General features: G+C 37.3%; 13 protein-coding genes and 1 rRNA gene. 5 read left to right on the forward strand and 9 right to left on the reverse strand.

Annotated elements, in window-relative coordinates; translation table 11 throughout:
* Positions 1-151: 151 nt before the first annotated feature.
* The 4 genes from rrf (at position 152) to LB467_RS15030 (ending at position 5,465) form a co-directional block, all read left to right on the forward strand.
* Positions 152-260, forward strand: a 5S ribosomal RNA gene (gene rrf / locus LB467_RS15015).
* Between the two features lie 619 nt (positions 261-879).
* The gene (locus LB467_RS15020) at positions 880-1,839 is read left to right on the forward strand and encodes a DUF4382 domain-containing protein (protein ID WP_224474870.1); all 960 of its coding nucleotides are present in this window, start codon (positions 880-882) and stop codon (positions 1,837-1,839) included.
* 339 nt (positions 1,840-2,178) lie between these two features.
* Positions 2,179-4,272, forward strand: a complete 2,094-nt coding sequence (gene pta, locus LB467_RS15025) for a phosphate acetyltransferase (protein ID WP_224474871.1) — start codon at positions 2,179-2,181, stop codon at positions 4,270-4,272.
* Between the two features lie 5 nt (positions 4,273-4,277).
* Complete coding sequence (locus tag LB467_RS15030; protein ID WP_224474872.1) at positions 4,278-5,465, forward strand: acetate/propionate family kinase; 1,188 nt, start codon at positions 4,278-4,280, stop codon at positions 5,463-5,465.
* Positions 5,466-5,482: 17 nt separating this feature from the next.
* Here the strand turns inward: LB467_RS15030 and LB467_RS15035 are convergent, their stop codons facing one another.
* The 9 genes from LB467_RS15035 to LB467_RS15075 all read right to left on the reverse strand — a co-directional run bounded on the left by LB467_RS15035 (position 5,483) and on the right by LB467_RS15075 (position 14,166).
* A complete protein-coding gene (locus LB467_RS15035) occupies positions 5,483-5,926 on the reverse strand; it encodes a hypothetical protein (protein ID WP_224474873.1) in 444 nt (147 codons plus the stop codon).
* A 151-nt stretch (positions 5,927-6,077) separates the two neighbouring features.
* A complete protein-coding gene (locus LB467_RS15040) occupies positions 6,078-6,827 on the reverse strand; it encodes a DUF6544 family protein (protein WP_224474874.1) in 750 nt (249 codons plus the stop codon).
* A gap of 246 nt (positions 6,828-7,073) precedes the next feature.
* Positions 7,074-7,916, reverse strand: a complete 843-nt coding sequence (locus LB467_RS15045) for a DUF5694 domain-containing protein (protein WP_224474875.1) — start codon at positions 7,914-7,916, stop codon at positions 7,074-7,076.
* 110 nt (positions 7,917-8,026) lie between these two features.
* Positions 8,027-9,871 (reverse strand): PLP-dependent aminotransferase family protein, encoded by a 1,845-nt coding sequence (locus tag LB467_RS15050; RefSeq protein WP_224474876.1) that lies wholly within the window; start codon positions 9,869-9,871, stop codon positions 8,027-8,029.
* Between the two features lie 278 nt (positions 9,872-10,149).
* Complete coding sequence (locus LB467_RS15055; RefSeq protein ID WP_224474877.1) at positions 10,150-11,199, reverse strand: AI-2E family transporter; 1,050 nt, start codon at positions 11,197-11,199, stop codon at positions 10,150-10,152.
* A gap of 178 nt (positions 11,200-11,377) precedes the next feature.
* Entirely contained in the window at positions 11,378-12,550 is a 1,173-nt protein-coding gene (locus LB467_RS15060) for an acyloxyacyl hydrolase (RefSeq protein ID WP_224474878.1), read from the reverse strand.
* A gap of 66 nt (positions 12,551-12,616) precedes the next feature.
* Complete coding sequence (locus LB467_RS15065) at positions 12,617-12,949, reverse strand: antibiotic biosynthesis monooxygenase (protein WP_224474879.1); 333 nt, start codon at positions 12,947-12,949, stop codon at positions 12,617-12,619.
* Between the two features lie 121 nt (positions 12,950-13,070).
* On the reverse strand, positions 13,071-13,496 hold the full coding sequence (locus LB467_RS15070) for a DUF4268 domain-containing protein (RefSeq protein WP_224474880.1): 426 nt from the start codon (positions 13,494-13,496) through the stop codon (positions 13,071-13,073).
* Position 13,497: 1 nt separating this feature from the next.
* Entirely contained in the window at positions 13,498-14,166 is a 669-nt protein-coding gene (locus tag LB467_RS15075; RefSeq protein WP_224474881.1) for a ZIP family metal transporter, read from the reverse strand.
* A gap of 232 nt (positions 14,167-14,398) precedes the next feature.
* Between LB467_RS15075 and LB467_RS15080 the strand changes: the two genes are divergently transcribed.
* Positions 14,399-15,556, forward strand: coding sequence for a THUMP domain-containing class I SAM-dependent RNA methyltransferase (locus LB467_RS15080; protein WP_224474882.1), 1,158 nt, complete (start codon positions 14,399-14,401; stop codon positions 15,554-15,556).
* Positions 15,557-15,567: the final 11 nt, after the last annotated feature.

Here is a 15,567-nt window from a genome sequence, read left to right on the forward strand (position 1 = left end):
GTCCCGCAAGGGAGGGGGGCACTTGAATGCTTACCGCAGTTCTTCTTTATTTTTTGTTTCTTAAAATATGTCAACGTTATTAGGTATGACATTTAGTACGGATCAGGGCACAAGCTGCCAACTGATTCCTGAACACTGCATACTAAAGACTTAAGGTGGTTATGGCAACGGGGCTCACCTCTTCCCATTCCGAACAGAGAAGTTAAGCCCGTTAGCGCAGATGGTACTGCTATTTGTGGGAGAGTATGTCGCCGCCTTTCTTTTGAAGCCTCTACAGCAATGTAGGGGCTTTTTTTATTTAAAGAGATTTTGGCCAGGAGAGTCCCGAGTCGCTAAAGCTTTCGGGATTAATTCCCGCAGCTTTTTATGCTGCGCCTTCGCTTGCATTCAAAGGCGGTCATTTAATATGTCGCCGCCTTTCTTTTGAACCCTTCATCATTTATTTGGTGAAGGGTTTTTTTATACCTTAAAGGGAAGGAAATGTATATTCTTAATATGTAATCTTTTATTCTTAAAAAGAATTAGGGTATTATCCAATATTTCTATTAAGTCTTAATGTCTTCATAAAAGTACCATTAATTCTAAGGCTATTTCACAATACCACTTCAGCTATTTTTAGTCACAAAAATGGCTTTAATTACAATACTACAGAACCGCTCAAACATCCTGGTTTTATTATTTTAATTTACTGTGCTTTAAAGATCCCTTAAGAATTGTTAAACCTATGATAAATGACAATTCTTGAATAATAGTCCTGCTTCAGCTCCGTTATCATAGCATAAAAATAGACGCTATAGTAAACAACTACTTGCGCAGGATGCGCTAAACTAAATCTATAAATTACTAACTGTTGCGTAAAACAACAAAAATTAGACACTTATGAATTTGAAGTATTTATTTAAAACTAGTATTTTAATCTTATGTATGGGGCTCGTAGCCTCATGTTCTGAGGATGATGACGACGTAAACACTGGAGAACCTCAGACACAAACCTACAATGCTGAAGTACATCTTACAGATGCGCCTAGTGATAATCCAGAAGTCGATGCTGTATTTATTACTATTACAGAGGTAAAGGTGAACGGCGAAACTATTGAAGGGTTTGAAAAAACTACAGTAAATATAAGTAGTTTACAAAACGGACAAACTGAACTATTAGGGGACCTGGAACTTGAAAGCGGAACTACCTCTGAAATTAGTTTGATGTTTGATAACGAAACAGATGCTTCAGGAGAGGCACCGGCTAACTATGTGTTAACCACAAATGGAGAGAAAAAAGCCCTGGGTACGGCTTCAAATGAAATTAGTATAACAGACCAGGTGGAAATTCAGGAAAATGATGATAACAAAATAGTCCTGGATTTCGACCTTCGAAAGGCTATTGTATCTAATACAGAAGGGGAGTATCAGTTTGTAAGTGATACTGAATTGGCTCATAGTATAAGGGCGGTAAATAGCCTTGAAGCTGGAGCTATAACAGGAACAGTGAGCGATTTTGGTTCTACAGAGTCTGAAACAGTTCTGGTTTTTGCTTATGAAGAAGGTTCTTATAATGAATCAGAAACGGCTGCTAATGCTGAAGGAGTACTGTTTGCCAACGCTACAGGAAGTACTAAAGTAAATCAATCTACAGGTGATTTTGAAATTCATTTCGTAGAAGAAGGAGACTACGAACTACATTTCGTATCCTTTAAAGATGAGGATGCAGATGGTAAGCTTGAATTTGCTGGTAAAATAGAAGCTACTTCTGCTTCTGAAATTGATCTTTTAGGCTTTTCTGTAGATGCCAATTCAGAAGTAAGTCTGGAAGTTATTTTAGTGGGATTACTTGCTTTATAAGCCATCAAAAAATAAAGATTATTTAAACCACCTTCGGGTGGTTTTTTTGTTTCTAATCGTCACCTGAAATTTCTTTAGTTCATGGTACAAATTCAGGTAATCTTAGATCCCTGAAGAATTCCAAGCCTTTTCCGGGTTGTTTACTCGATAATCGAGATTTAAATGCTTAGAGGCTTGCCTCGAAATCAAATTATATTTTCCAATAATGATTCATGGGCTAGCCCCGAGGTAGTTTACTTCTTTTAAAAGGTGATTCATATCAGGTTTAATATCTTTTAGGAAAAACTTAAAAGCTGTTTTCTTTTATTAACTTTATTTTTGCCCAACAATTTATATACTATGAACAAAGGAATTTATATCGCCACCCTTGAATCCCACAGTGGAAAATCTATGATTAGCCTGGGGCTTATGCGAACCCTGCTCGGTAAAATGGTTAAAGTGGGATATTTCAGGCCAATTATAAACGATACTTCTGAAGGTGAAAGAGATAATCATATAGACACAATTTTAAGTTATTTTAACTTGAAAATTCCCTATGAAGATACTTTTGCATTTACTCGTAGTGAAGTAATTCAGAAAAGGAACGAGGGAAAATCCGGGGAGATTATAGATACCATAATTACCAAGTATAAAAAACTGGAGGAGGAATTTGATTTTATCCTGGTAGAAGGCAGTGATTTTTCCGGTGAAGGCAGTGTTTTTGAGTTTGATGTAAATGTGGTGATTGCCAAAAACCTGGGTATTCCGGTGATAATCGTGGTTAGCGGTCAGTATAAGAGTTGGGAAGAATTATTGGGGAACCAGCAAATGGCTTATCGCGCTTTTAAAGATAAAGATGTCAAGGTCATTGCTATGGTAAGCAATAAAATTCAGGAAGATAACCTTGAACCGGCCAAAAAGAATATGCGAGGTTTCTTACCGGAAGAAGTTGGTGTATTTGCGATTCCGTTAATCGATACACTTAACAACCCTACCTTAAAAGAAATAGTAAAGGCACTTGACGGAAAAGTTTTGTTCGGCCACGATTTTCTGGATAATCAAACCGGAAATTTTGGGGTGGGAGCAATGCAGCTTCGTAATTATCTAACCACCCTGAAAAATGAAAGTTTAGTAATTACTCCCGGGGATCGTGCCGATATTATTTTAGGTGCACTGCAGGCTAATATTTCAAGCAATTATCCAAGGATTTCAGGGATTATTCTAACCGGGGGCTTAACCCCGGAGGAATCAATTTTAAAGTTGATTGAAGGTTTATCTGATATCGTTCCTATGATTTCGGTTCAGGAAGGCACCTTTGCTGTAACCAATAAAGTTGGCGCGATAAAGTCTAATATTTATGCCGATAGTATTCAAAAAATACAAACTACCATCAGTATTTTTGAACGCTATGTGTCTTTCGATCCGCTGGTAGAAAAACTGACGAACTATAAACCCCAGGGTAGGACTCCCAGAATGTTCCAATATGATTTGGTAAAACGCGCCAGGCAAAGTAAAAAGCATATCGTATTACCGGAAGGAACTGATGAGCGTATCCTTTCCGCAGCAAAACGTCTTATAGATATGGATCTGGTGGAGCTGACTTTGCTGGGGAATTTAGATACGATTCAGAAAACCGTAGCTAAAATTGCCCTGGACCTTGATTTTTCAAAAGTGAATATTATAGATCCCATAAACTCACCAAACTTTCAGGATTATGCTGAAACTTTTTATGAATTGAGAAAGCATAAAGGCGTGAATATGGATATGGCCAAAGATCGTATGAGCGATGTTTCTTACTACGGAACGATGATGATTTATAAAGGTCACGCAGACGGTATGGTATCGGGTGCAGCGCATACCACGCAACATACCATTTTACCGGCCCTACAGTTTATTAAAACTAAACCGAATGTTTCGGTGGTTTCTTCAGTATTCTTTATGTGTTTAGAAGATAGAGTTTCAGTATTTGGAGATTGCGCGATCAATCCCAATCCTACAGCCGAAGAATTGGCTGAAATTACCATTTCTTCTGCTGAAAGTGCTTCAGCATTCGGCATTGAGCCCAAGATTGCCATGCTTTCTTACTCGTCGGGAACTTCAGGAAAAGGGGAAGATGTTGATAGAGTGCGTGAGGCTACTGAATTAGTAAAAAAACGCAGACCGGATCTTAAAATTGAAGGTCCAATTCAATATGACGCCGCAGTAGATATTAGTGTAGGAAAAAGTAAGCTACCCGATTCTGAAGTAGCAGGCCAGGCCAATGTCTTAATTTTTCCCGATTTAAATACCGGGAACAATACCTATAAAGCAGTGCAACGTGAAACCGGGGCTTTAGCTATAGGACCGATGCTTCAGGGCTTAAACAAGCCGGTAAACGACCTGAGCCGTGGCTGTACCGTTGCCGATGTATATAACACCGTAATTTTAACCGCCATACAGGCACAAGGAATTTAATTCAGATGAAGAATATTTTAATTATAAATTCAGGAAGTTCGTCTTTAAAATTTCAATTAATACAAATGCCTTCAGAAGAAGTTTTAGCTTCAGGAATGGTAGAACGTATTGGACTGGAAGGGGCAAAACTTCATTATAAAACAGATAACGAGTCAATTTCCGAAGAACTTTCAGCAAAAGATCACGCAATAGCATTGAAAGCGATTACCGACCTTTTAATGCATCCTAAAAAGGGTGTTATCAAGAATGCGGAAGAAATAGCTTCTATTGGCCACAGGGTAGTGCACGGAGGGGATAAGTTCACGAAAACAATAGTTATAGATGAAAAGGTGAAAGCTAAAATTAAAGAATATTTTTCCCTGGCACCATTGCACAATCCTCCTAATTTAAAAGGTATTGAGGTTGCGGAAGAACTTTTTCCAAAGGCAACACAGGTAGCAGTTTTTGATACGGCGTTTCACAGAAGTATTCCGGAAAAGGCAGCACAGTATGCAATTCCAACGGAATTTTTTGAAAAACATCACATTCAGTTATATGGATTTCACGGCACCAGCCATAAATATGTGACCGAAAAGGCAATTGAACATCTGCAGAAAGAAAATTCGAAAATTATAAGTATTCACTTAGGAAACGGTTGTAGTATTACGGCTGTTAAAGATGGTAAAAGCGTAGACCATTCCCTTGGTTTTGGCCCGATTAACGGACTTATTATGGGAACCAGGAGTGGCGATATAGACCAGTCGGTTATTTTTTATTTAATTGAACAATTAGGATATTCGGCCCAGGAAGTTAGTGATATTTTGCATAATAGAAGTGGGATGTACGGCCTAACCGGTTATAGCGATCTAAGGGATATAGAGGAGCAGGCGGAAAAAGGAAATAAGCAATGCCAGTTAGCGCTGGAGATGAATGCTTACCGAATTAAAAAATACATTGGGGCTTATACTGCTGCAATGAATGGGGTAGACGCGCTTGTTTTTACAGCAGGAATTGGCGAAAACAGTGATGTTATTCGTAGTTTGGTTTGCAGGGATATGGAGTTCTTCGGAATAAAACTTAACGAAGAAAAAAACAAACAACGCCTGAAGGAACTGAGAACTATAAATGCTGAAGATTCAAAAGTTCAGGTTTTGGTTGTTCCTACGAATGAGGAATTAGAAATCGCACAGCAAACCTATAGGTTGGAGATTTAATCCTGGGAGAAACAGTTTTATATCAGGTATTTACTTACCAATACCAATTGTTCCTGTAAAGGTTTCGATTTGTGTTTATGAGATAATAGGGTATTTCTCAAATCTCCGTCAGTTAATTTCGTAAATGTTTGATGCAACTGTTTAACGAAGCGATTTTCAATTTCTGTGCATACCCGTCCTGATTTTAGATTAGAAGTGGTGCTTAATCTGCGTTGCATTACTAGCACTTCTTTTTTACATTTTAGAAGTAAGCGGTCCAGATAATCCTGATCCCTTACTTCTAAAATATATCTGTCTAAATCGTCTTTCAGCGCTTTTTTATGATTGTATAAAGATTTGTAAAGCCTTTTTAAAAATTGCTTTTTAGTAGTTAAAATGCCATGTTTATAGTATATCGCAGCAGTATAATTTGCGATATAATATTTTTCCAGATGATCTATTTTAGAAGGTTTCCTCAACATTATTTCCCGCTTTCAAATTTCACTAAATATTTCTTAGAATTTGCAGATTATTTATAATGAAAATACAGGAAAAAGGAAGAAATTTCTGTTAAATAACTCTAAACAATTCTTAAAAATAACTTAATGAAAAATAGTGGTTTTTTTAGTTCAGTTAATTGCTGGCATTCTCATTGTATTTAATATCAATAATTTCCAATTTTAGCCAGGTCCAATCCTTGTTTTCAAGCTCCCAGGTTGCAGTCATTTTAGACGGTACTTTTATACCATCAAATGTTTTATGTTCTTTCACCAGTAGCACCCAATTATGTCTTTTGGCATCTGGTTCATTGCCTTTATAGCGAAAAGCAGAAAACTTTATAAAATCTCCGTATGCATTAAAATAAAAGGTTCCACTTGCTTTAGTACCCTTATAGTTCATAGTGGCTCTAGCTGAAGTATCATCTAATTCTTGCCAGGTAATATATGGACTTAATGCTAATGAAGGAAACCACACCATCTCACCTAAGTATCGTTGCATAGTGCTTTCATTTAGTTTCTCACCTTTCTCATTCACAACATTGATCAAAGAATTTATTTTAATCAGCATTTCTCCCTTAGCGTCTTCAAATTTATCCCTGCCCCGAAAGCTGATCATTCTATTCATTTCGACATTTGTAGTCCAGATAAACGCAGGTACATCTATAGTGGAGTATTGAATTGCTGTTCCAGGATACCATTCATTCTGTCCAGGTTTTAGTTTCATTTCGGTTTGCTGTATTACCTTGCCTAAATCAATAAATGGTTTTCCAATAACTCCAGAATGACGAAGCCATGTTTTTATGGAGTTGGGCAGTTTCTTTATATCATTTTCTGAAATAAGCCTTTCTTTTGAAAGTTTGCTTTGCCAGAAGTCATTTGCCATTTCTTAAATAATTCATTAGTGGTTCCGGTAAGGTTTGAAACGCCTTCTGTTTCCCATCCATTTCCATTCAAACGATAAAGCCAGCCTGTTTCGGCAAACCAAATATGTGTAATCGCAGCAAGAATTGTTGGGAAACTTCCAACTAATTCCTTGCCTATAAGAGTTAGTCGTCTTACTCCTTTAAATCATTGATTAATTTATTATTTGCCCAAATATTGTAGTTGGCCTAGTCTATATATCTTTGATTCATAAACTATTAAATTCTATAAATTTAAATTGTGGTGAAGACTCTATAAGGTGTCTTAAAATTGCAGCGTGATCAATCCCAAAAATAATCAATACTCTATCGTTATTCTCGGTATTCATTTCTTGTAGCTTTCTAAAAAGCCTTAAATTTCTATTATACCACCAAACGGAAAGAACATCTGCACCCCGATCTTCACCTAATTTAAAATCTCCGGTCAAATAGGATCCGAGTACATATTGATGATGTTCCCTGGAATTCAACTTTTTAAAATATTCAAGCAAATTCATTTTTGCAGGTAATTTATTAATGGCTTTAAAGTATTCAGTTGATATTTGATGCAGAGAATCATTGCTTTTAAAATCATAATCTCTGGCTAATTTTGCTATGTAAGTAGAATCTATTTTCGCCAGGTCTGCTATCATTGGATCGGTATCTATGGAATATAGGGTGTCTAAATTCAGTTCAGTTGCCAACCTCATTCCTAATTGATAGCGTTCACTTCTTTCGTTTCTATAGTCGCCTTTTTTATACCTTCTCAACTTTTCAGTTGCTTTAAAATTATTTCGCGCTTCTATTGCTATTTTGGTAGGTTGAAATTTTTTTATATAATTTATAAGCTCCGTAATTTCTTGCTGTTTTTTTTCGCTTAAAACGTCAAGTTGATCTTCCTTACTTGTTTTAATAGCATCTAAATTCGGATAATTAAAATGAATTGTGCCTAATACCAATACCTCAGATTCTGGCTCTGTAAAATATTCTGAAGGAGATGGAAATTTTACTTCCTGAGAGTATGTTAAAAATGGAATTAATAGTATTAATATAAGTGAGTGTTTAATTTCCATAAAAATATATAACTTTTTATTTTTCTGAATACTGGCTTAAAAGCTTTGGCTAAAGACATATTTAATAACGTTTAGTGCTTCAAATTTTTTTAAAACATTGCCTTCAACAATCAAATTTGCTCAACAAAATCCAAAAAGACTTTTTTATGAAGTTCAAGATCCAAATCGGGAGAGACTGATACACGGGCAATATAATCTTTGTCGTCTTCTTTAGTCGTGCCTTGAGTAGATGTTGCAGGTATCGTCCAATAACATCCTTTTAACTGCCCATAACTCACACAATATTTACTCTCGTTAGGGATTTCAGTGATCATCATATCGATTAGTTTGTGATTTAATGCTCGTTTATATGCTTCTCTATCTTTATCTGTATTCCCTTTCGTAGGAAGATCTAGGGAAAAGACAGATGGGGTAAATCCTTCTTTAGCCAATTCTTCTGAAACAAAATTGATTTTCGCCGCGGGTAAAGTCTCCCTGATAAAGTTTACAAATTCACGTGTATTCTTATAGGCATCTTTAATTCTTTGATTCATTGAAGGTAATTGTTCTGCTAATATTTCAACTTGAAAATCTGTAGCCTCGTTATCACAAAGAACCAAATGCTTTTCGATTTTTTCTAACAGAGCCTCAGCCTTTTCATTGGTTACACAGTAACCGGCAGTACATTTTCCGCCACTTGGAAATTTTGATCCGCTAACATATGAAATGGTTCTGATATTTGAGAGTATTCCATCTTCAGCTAAAAATTGAACATTAGGACAAAAGGTTTGATCTAAAATAAATACGGGATCAATAGCAGTTTCACCGGTAGCAGTTTTACGTACTTTACCTAAAGCATCTCTTAATTTTTCAAGATCTGGAACTTCAACCCTGGGGTTTGTTGGAATTTCAGCTATAATGTAAGGAACCGCATCTTCTTTAGCAACCTGATCTAAAACCAGATCAGTACTTTGTACCATATCATTATCGCCATCCACCGGTAAATCTAAGACTTCAACATTGTCCAGGCAGTTAGCTACCCGTCTGGCCTGATCGTTTGTGCCGCCATAACAGTTTGGAGGAACAATAATTTTGATAGCCTTTCCTTTATGATTTTCGAGTGCATCATCGATGAGCCCCATCATAATCGCATATTGAACAGATAATCCACAAGAACCAAGTAGCGGCTTTGTATTTGTACCGGTAATCGCCTTAATTGAATCTACTACACTTGCTTTATTGGTTTCAACATTACTTTTCCCGTGCTCAGAAGAAGACCTCCCTGTTAGCTGTTTTAGAGCAGTAAAAGAATCGGCCGGTGTCATCGCAATAGTTTCTCTTCTTCTCACGTGCTGAATTTCTGAAATGTAACTTTCATTTTCTTCGCCATTTACCAATAAAATACTCCCTAAATCGGCATGAACACTAATAAAAAAGTCAATATTTTCATTGAGGTCAATGTTATCCATTTCAGCATGTTCAGATATAAAAATGCTGCTACCGTCAAATTCGGTAATGGCTTCGGTTTTATCAACCTGTTTTAATTCAAAGTTATATCCGTAAACATGCTTTAATACTTCAGTATCAAAATACCTGGGTAATTGACCGGTATAGATAATTTGGGTATTCTTATTATCGAATAAATTTTTTCTGAGAACCGCTAATACGGGAATCGTCCTTGATGAAAAACTGATTACGTTATCTGGTTTGAGATCATTTAAGTTAGCAATTGCCCATTCCAGTACTGAAGATAATGGATGTCCCAATCGAATATAATCGAAAGCGGTGGGTAATTCACTGAGTGCTGATGTTTCAGAATTATTGATTTTATATAGGTTTTCGAACTGCTCTAAGAATTCAGTTTTGGCCAGTTTTTCATTATAAATATCCAGCCGATGCGTTGTTAGCTTCAACCAGTCAGTTGGCGTATTTTCTATTACATCTTCAATATAATTTAGCACTCTATTGTCTTTCATAATTGTTACTTTTTGATAGCCGTCAATATAGGTGAATTAGATTTATTTTATAATTCTTACAGACGTTTTTTGCTTTTAGATAAGGGTTTTGATTAGTTATTTAAAAATTTGCTTTCTCAATCCATGCCAGCATTAAAATAACAAGTATTAACAGTAGGTACGATCACCTTACAGGTTTCAGGTGAACTTAGTTGTTCCGGTTTATTCATAAAACAAAACTTTACGGCTGCGGTACAATTTAAATGAAATGAAACACTGGTAGGGGGCACTTGGTTTTTCTATTTTTCGAATTTTTCCTTTTCGCTTTGCCCCAATAAAAACCCAATGGGTTTGAGTCCGGAATGGTTAAGAGAAATGATTTTAATCATTGCAAAAATGGGTACAAACAATATCATTCCAGCTAATCCCCACATTATTCCCCCCATGACTATGGCGACAATTACAACCATTGGATTTAATTTAACCTCCTTTCCTATAATAAGAGGTTCGAGCACGTAACTTTCAATTAGCTGAATAACCATGACCAGAGCGGAAAAAAACAAAATCTTTTGCAGACTGTCGAAATATATAAAGGAAAACAATATAGGTAGCAACCCGCTTATTAAGGGACCAAAATACGGAATTATGGTAATGACCGCACCGAATAAGGTAAATAGTAAAGCATAGGGAAGGCCGAATAGTATAAAAGTGATGAAATACATGATTCCTAACAGTATCATTACTTGAGCCCGACCCCACAAATAGTGAAATGCGACCTTACTGATCTTGTGGAGTGTCTCCTTAACTGAATCCTCTTGATTATCAGAAATATACATCATAAGGAAATCAAATATTTTCTCCCTGTATAACAGTAGTAAAAATGCATAAATCAGTATTAAAAAGAAACTAACAACGGTACTGAACAAATTTCCAAAAAAACCAGAAACAAAGGACCCAACTTTCTCAATGATTTGATCAGACCTTCCCCTAAGGATTTCATACTGTTGGTCCAGAGATAAATTAGTTATGGTTTCAATTTTATTTTGGCTACTTATGATAAAAGACTCTATCACGTCTGCTGAAGGCATATTCGATACAAATAAATTGATCTGAGTTATAAACAGGAACAGAGTGCCTCCAAATACAATAAATACCACCAGGGTGCTTAACATTGAGGCTATGGTACGATTTATCCTTATTTTTTCCAGGAGGTTGCAGAGAGGAACCATCAGGAAAGCGAATAAAATTCCAAATAAGAAGGGGATTAAAAACGGAGCGCCCCAATACAGAAAGACGATAATAAGCAAGAAAAATAATAAAATCCTATTGATTTGTGCCAGTTGATTCATGCTTCATTAATTTCTAATTCTTTAATATTCGGGCGTGTATATTTAAGCTTCCCTAATTAGAACTGCTTGATTGTTTAAAATTATCATTTTTAATTCTATTGGCGCTACCGTATAGAATGAATTTCTGTTTATGCTAAGGGTGCTATTTTTCCAATGCATCAGCAATACTATTTTTTTCTCATTTCTTGATACGTTTCTGAAAAGTATAGACCAACCGGAAGTCTATAAACTCTGCTATGTGTCGGTGAGCCAGCAAATTAAAACCTGCGCTGAGATGCCGGTTTATGCGGTATTGCAAACCCCAGCGGTGGAAGATACGGTCGTAGTAAGGCGTTTGGTCAAACACATATACGCCCAGACGCTGACTAAACTGAAACCGACCCAACAAAAACTCATGCCCCAGCATTAGCCCCGCTTTCACCGGACTGGCATTAAAGCGATCTCTGCTAAGTTTGTTTTGCAGCTCCTCATCGTAGTAGGCTTCGGCTCCCAAAGTGAGCATACTCAGTCTACCCACCTGCCTTCCTGCCTGCAAAGCGAGCCCGCCCAGCGGATACTTTTTACGCTCCCCGGATTCGTTGTAACCGCGGCGCATAGTGCCCAGTAAAGAGAAATCGTAACGGGTAGAATAATTTCTCCAGTATTTTTCAGTAGTTCGTTTGCCGGTGTACCAGGGGCGGGAGTTAGGCTGGTAACTCACCGCAAGTCCTGCAGTGGGCCAGTTTATGCCTTTGTTGGGTTGGCGCGTGCCCCCATTTGAAATGTGCTGATAATTTAAGCTGGGGTTTAGCCACCACCGTTCCGCTAGCTGCACCCAGGCGCCGACACCAACCAGCAAATAGGCGCTCATATGGGTACTATATGACTGGTTGCCGGGGTTGCCGATGCTGTCGTAAGGGTTACTTAGGTACGAAAGTCCTGCTGCGCCTTTAAAGGAGAAAAGCACACCCTTGCTAATCCGGTATGTGGGTTCCAGAAAATAAGCTGCGGTTCCACTTTTGCCCAGTAAACCAACATCGTAATCGTAATATGCCAGCATCACACCCTGACGGGGATAGCAAAGGCAGAGGGAAAAGCTGGCAGAATCGTTGCGCTGCCAGCTAAGTATGGTTTCTATGCCGGTTGGTTGTGCCCCGCTGGTATTTTGCACATCTTCAGAATGGGCGAAAATGAAACCATGCTGCACGCCCAGCCCAATCGAGAAAAGCGGTTTCTGCTTAGTTGTATTTACTTCTGCTGCTGTAGAATCTGTTTGGGCAATAGCAGGAGCAGTACAGGAAGTAAAAATAACTAACCAAAGCCATACCGGTACTTGCCTTGCAACATAACAATTGTCGTAATGTGCTTCCAATTTTTACTTTTATTTTAGCAATTTAGTTCGCATTTAGCCGGGTGTTGCAAAAGTTTTAATTTCAATTTATAGTATTAATTCATTTTTTAATTCATAATGCTCGGCTGTCTCATCATATCTTTTTAAAATTCGCTTTGCGTTTTCGGGAATATAGGCTTGTTCATAATTTTCCCCTGCAAAGACCTTTACAGAATCCATAGAATCAAATTGAAGAATTAGAAAGTATTCTACTTCATCCATTTTGTTTTTTATAGAAATACTAACTTTTTCCAATCCGTTAACGCCATTCTTTTTTATGGTCGGGAATACCTCATTAACTAACAGGTCTTCATAAGCAGAAGCATCTTCTAATGTTGTCCAGCCTTTCCAGGTTCGGATAATTTTCGATTTTTTGTTCATGTTTTTATATAGGTGGCTAACAATAAATTTAGATAAATTTCGTAAGCCTGGATTTTTTTGGTTCGTTTTTTCATCAATGGAAAAAATGAACAATGTGAATAATTAGGAGTCCGTTGAAAGATTACCTAAAAAGATCTTTGTACTCCATAAAGAAAGCTTCCATTTGGTCCATAGCATCATTCAGGAATTTCATCGCTTCCGGCCATTGGTTACGGTTGTGGATACTTACATTATCTAGCTGAACATAAACCCGGGAAATTATTTTTCCTTCCGGAAGTTCATATTCTTCCTCAAATGTGGTTTCAGCTAAATATTCAGAAGTCAGGATTTTTTTCATTGAAAGCAGCTTTTCAAAATAATAAGCTCGAATTAGCGGATCTTCATCTAACACATCTATAGAAACCTGGGCAAACTTTCGGTTAAACGTGAATTTTAACTGAAGCTCTTTTATCCCGGTGTTGTAGAGCATCCATTTTCTGCGGAAAACTATTCCAAAACTCGTCCAGAACTGCTGTCTTAATTTTTTGCTTTCGGCTTTGCTGAACATTTTAGATAAAATAAGCCAGCAAGATTCCGCCGACAATTACCGCCAGCTTGGAAATGTTGAATTTATGATTTTTTGAAGCTTCGAATAAAATTGTGGTAGATACATGCAGAAAGATCCCAATCACCAGGGCATTGATGTAAATTGAAAGCTCCTGAAGCAAACTAAATTGGGACTTAAAGAAACTTCCCAAAGGCGTCATTAAAGCGAAAATAGTAAGGAATAAACCAACTTTAATTTTACTTAAATTAGAATGAATTAGAAATACCGAAAGTATGGTCGCTACCGGAATTTTATGGATCACGACTCCGTGTAAAATATGATCGCCTTCATCCATCGGGAAACCTTCCAAAAATGCGTGAATGCTTAAACTTATCAATAATAGAATCGGGAATTTATTCATCCCTTCCTGTTGATGTAAATGCCCGTGTTCAACCCCTTTTGAAACAAATTCAAGGATAATTTGCAGCAATAATCCCAGCATGATAAAAATACCGACTTCACTGTTTCCGTTTATGTAAACCTCGGGTAGCAGTTCAAAAATGGTGACCGCCAGGAGGTAAGCACCACTAAAACTAAGCAGTAATTGAAAACCGGTAGAAGAGGAGGGTTTTAAGAAAATAGCGATAAGGTAACCGGCAATTACAGAAATTAGGGGTAAAATATAGATCATTAATTATAGTCAAAAACAATTAAACTTCCTTAGGATAATCTCCCAAGGCCTTTCCCGAAGCTTATCGGTATTCAAAAATATAAAAGCGACACTGGTTACGATTTAGTTCAATTCTCATTTAATGAGTTAAAAACCTAAGTCGTAAAAGCATCGGTAATATTTCAGCATCCCCAGCCGGCAATACCAATATTCAGCAAAATTACCCTATTTTTGTGGACTGTAAAAAACCGATATGGAAAATAATTTTAAAATGATCGCCAAGACCATGTATGGTTTTGAGCCAGTTTTGGCTAAAGAATTAATGGCACTTGGCGCTATGGATGTAAAAGAAGGAACCAGGAACGTTAGTTTTGTGGGCGATACCGGCTTTATGTATAAGGCCAATCTTTGTTTAAGAACCGCCATTAAAATCCTGAAACCCTACCAGAGTTTTAAAATATTTTCTGAAGAAGATCTTTACAAACAAATCTACGATTTACCCTGGGAAAACTTTATGGATGTGGACGATACCCTGGCCATTGATGCAACGGTACATTCAGATACATTCACGCACTCCCAATATATATCCCTTAAAACCAAAGATGCAATTGTGGACCGGTTTCGGGATAAATTTGATAAAAGGCCAAATGTAGATCTTGATTTTCCAACTTTACGGGTTAATATCCATATTGAAAAGAATTTTTGCAATGTTTCTTTCGATTCTTCGGGGCAGTCTTTACACAAACGCGGTTATAAGACCGCGACCAATATCGCACCGATAAACGAAGTTTTGGCAGCGGGAATGTTATTGCTTTCTGGTTGGGACGGGCAGTGCGATTTTCTTGATCCTATGTGTGGGAGTGGTACCATTTTAATTGAAGCCGCAATGATTGCCTGCAATATTCCGCCAAACTTAAACCGAAAAGAGTTTGCTTTTGAACGTTGGAAAGATTGGGACGAAGATCTATTCGAAAAAATAGAAGCTTCTGTGCTAAAGAAAGTAAGGGAATTTCATTTTACCATTCAAGGTTATGATACTGCCCCTTCGGCGGTACATAAGGCCATAGATAATATTGAAAATGCCAATCTTACTGAATTTATTAAAGTAAAAAGACAGGATTTCTTTGAGTCTGAAAAAGAAGGGGAGCGGCATCTACATATGTTATTCAATCCGCCTTACGGGGAACGTTTGGAAATTGATATGCCAAAATTCTATAAATCCATTGGAGACACGCTAAAGCAGGCCTACCCGGGAACCGATGCCTGGTTTATCACATCTAACCTTGAAGCTATAAAACACGTTGGCTTAAGGCCATCCAGAAAAATAAAACTTTACAACGGCGCCCTGGAATCTAAATTGCTGAAATACCAGATCTATCAGGGATCGAAGAAAGCGAAGTATCAGGAATAGGGATTTCAGGC

The sequence above is a fragment of the Salegentibacter tibetensis genome (genome assembly GCF_020164485.1).
In the GTDB taxonomy this organism is placed as follows: domain Bacteria; phylum Bacteroidota; class Bacteroidia; order Flavobacteriales; family Flavobacteriaceae; genus Salegentibacter; species Salegentibacter tibetensis.

Bases quoted from the DNA above. Each gene is read 5' to 3' on its own strand.
- LB467_RS15035 (WP_224474873.1), bottom strand. From the start codon at position 5,926: ATGTTGAGGAAACCTTCTAAAATAGATCATCTGGAAAAATATTATATC.
- LB467_RS15030 (WP_224474872.1), top strand. From the start codon at position 4,278: ATGAAGAATATTTTAATTATAAATTCAGGAAGTTCGTCTTTAAAATTT.
- LB467_RS15040 (WP_224474874.1), bottom strand. From the start codon at position 6,827: ATGGCAAATGACTTCTGGCAAAGCAAACTTTCAAAAGAAAGGCTTATT.
- LB467_RS15045 (WP_224474875.1), bottom strand. From the start codon at position 7,916: ATGGAAATTAAACACTCACTTATATTAATACTATTAATTCCATTTTTA.
- LB467_RS15020 (WP_224474870.1), top strand. From the start codon at position 880: ATGAATTTGAAGTATTTATTTAAAACTAGTATTTTAATCTTATGTATG.
- LB467_RS15050 (WP_224474876.1), bottom strand. From the start codon at position 9,871: ATGAAAGACAATAGAGTGCTAAATTATATTGAAGATGTAATAGAAAAT.
- pta (WP_224474871.1), top strand. From the start codon at position 2,179: ATGAACAAAGGAATTTATATCGCCACCCTTGAATCCCACAGTGGAAAA.
- LB467_RS15055 (WP_224474877.1), bottom strand. From the start codon at position 11,199: ATGAATCAACTGGCACAAATCAATAGGATTTTATTATTTTTCTTGCTT.
- LB467_RS15075 (WP_224474881.1), bottom strand. From the start codon at position 14,166: ATGATCTATATTTTACCCCTAATTTCTGTAATTGCCGGTTACCTTATC.
- LB467_RS15070 (WP_224474880.1), bottom strand. From the start codon at position 13,496: ATGTTCAGCAAAGCCGAAAGCAAAAAATTAAGACAGCAGTTCTGGACG.
- LB467_RS15065 (WP_224474879.1), bottom strand. From the start codon at position 12,949: ATGAACAAAAAATCGAAAATTATCCGAACCTGGAAAGGCTGGACAACA.
- LB467_RS15080 (WP_224474882.1), top strand. From the start codon at position 14,399: ATGGAAAATAATTTTAAAATGATCGCCAAGACCATGTATGGTTTTGAG.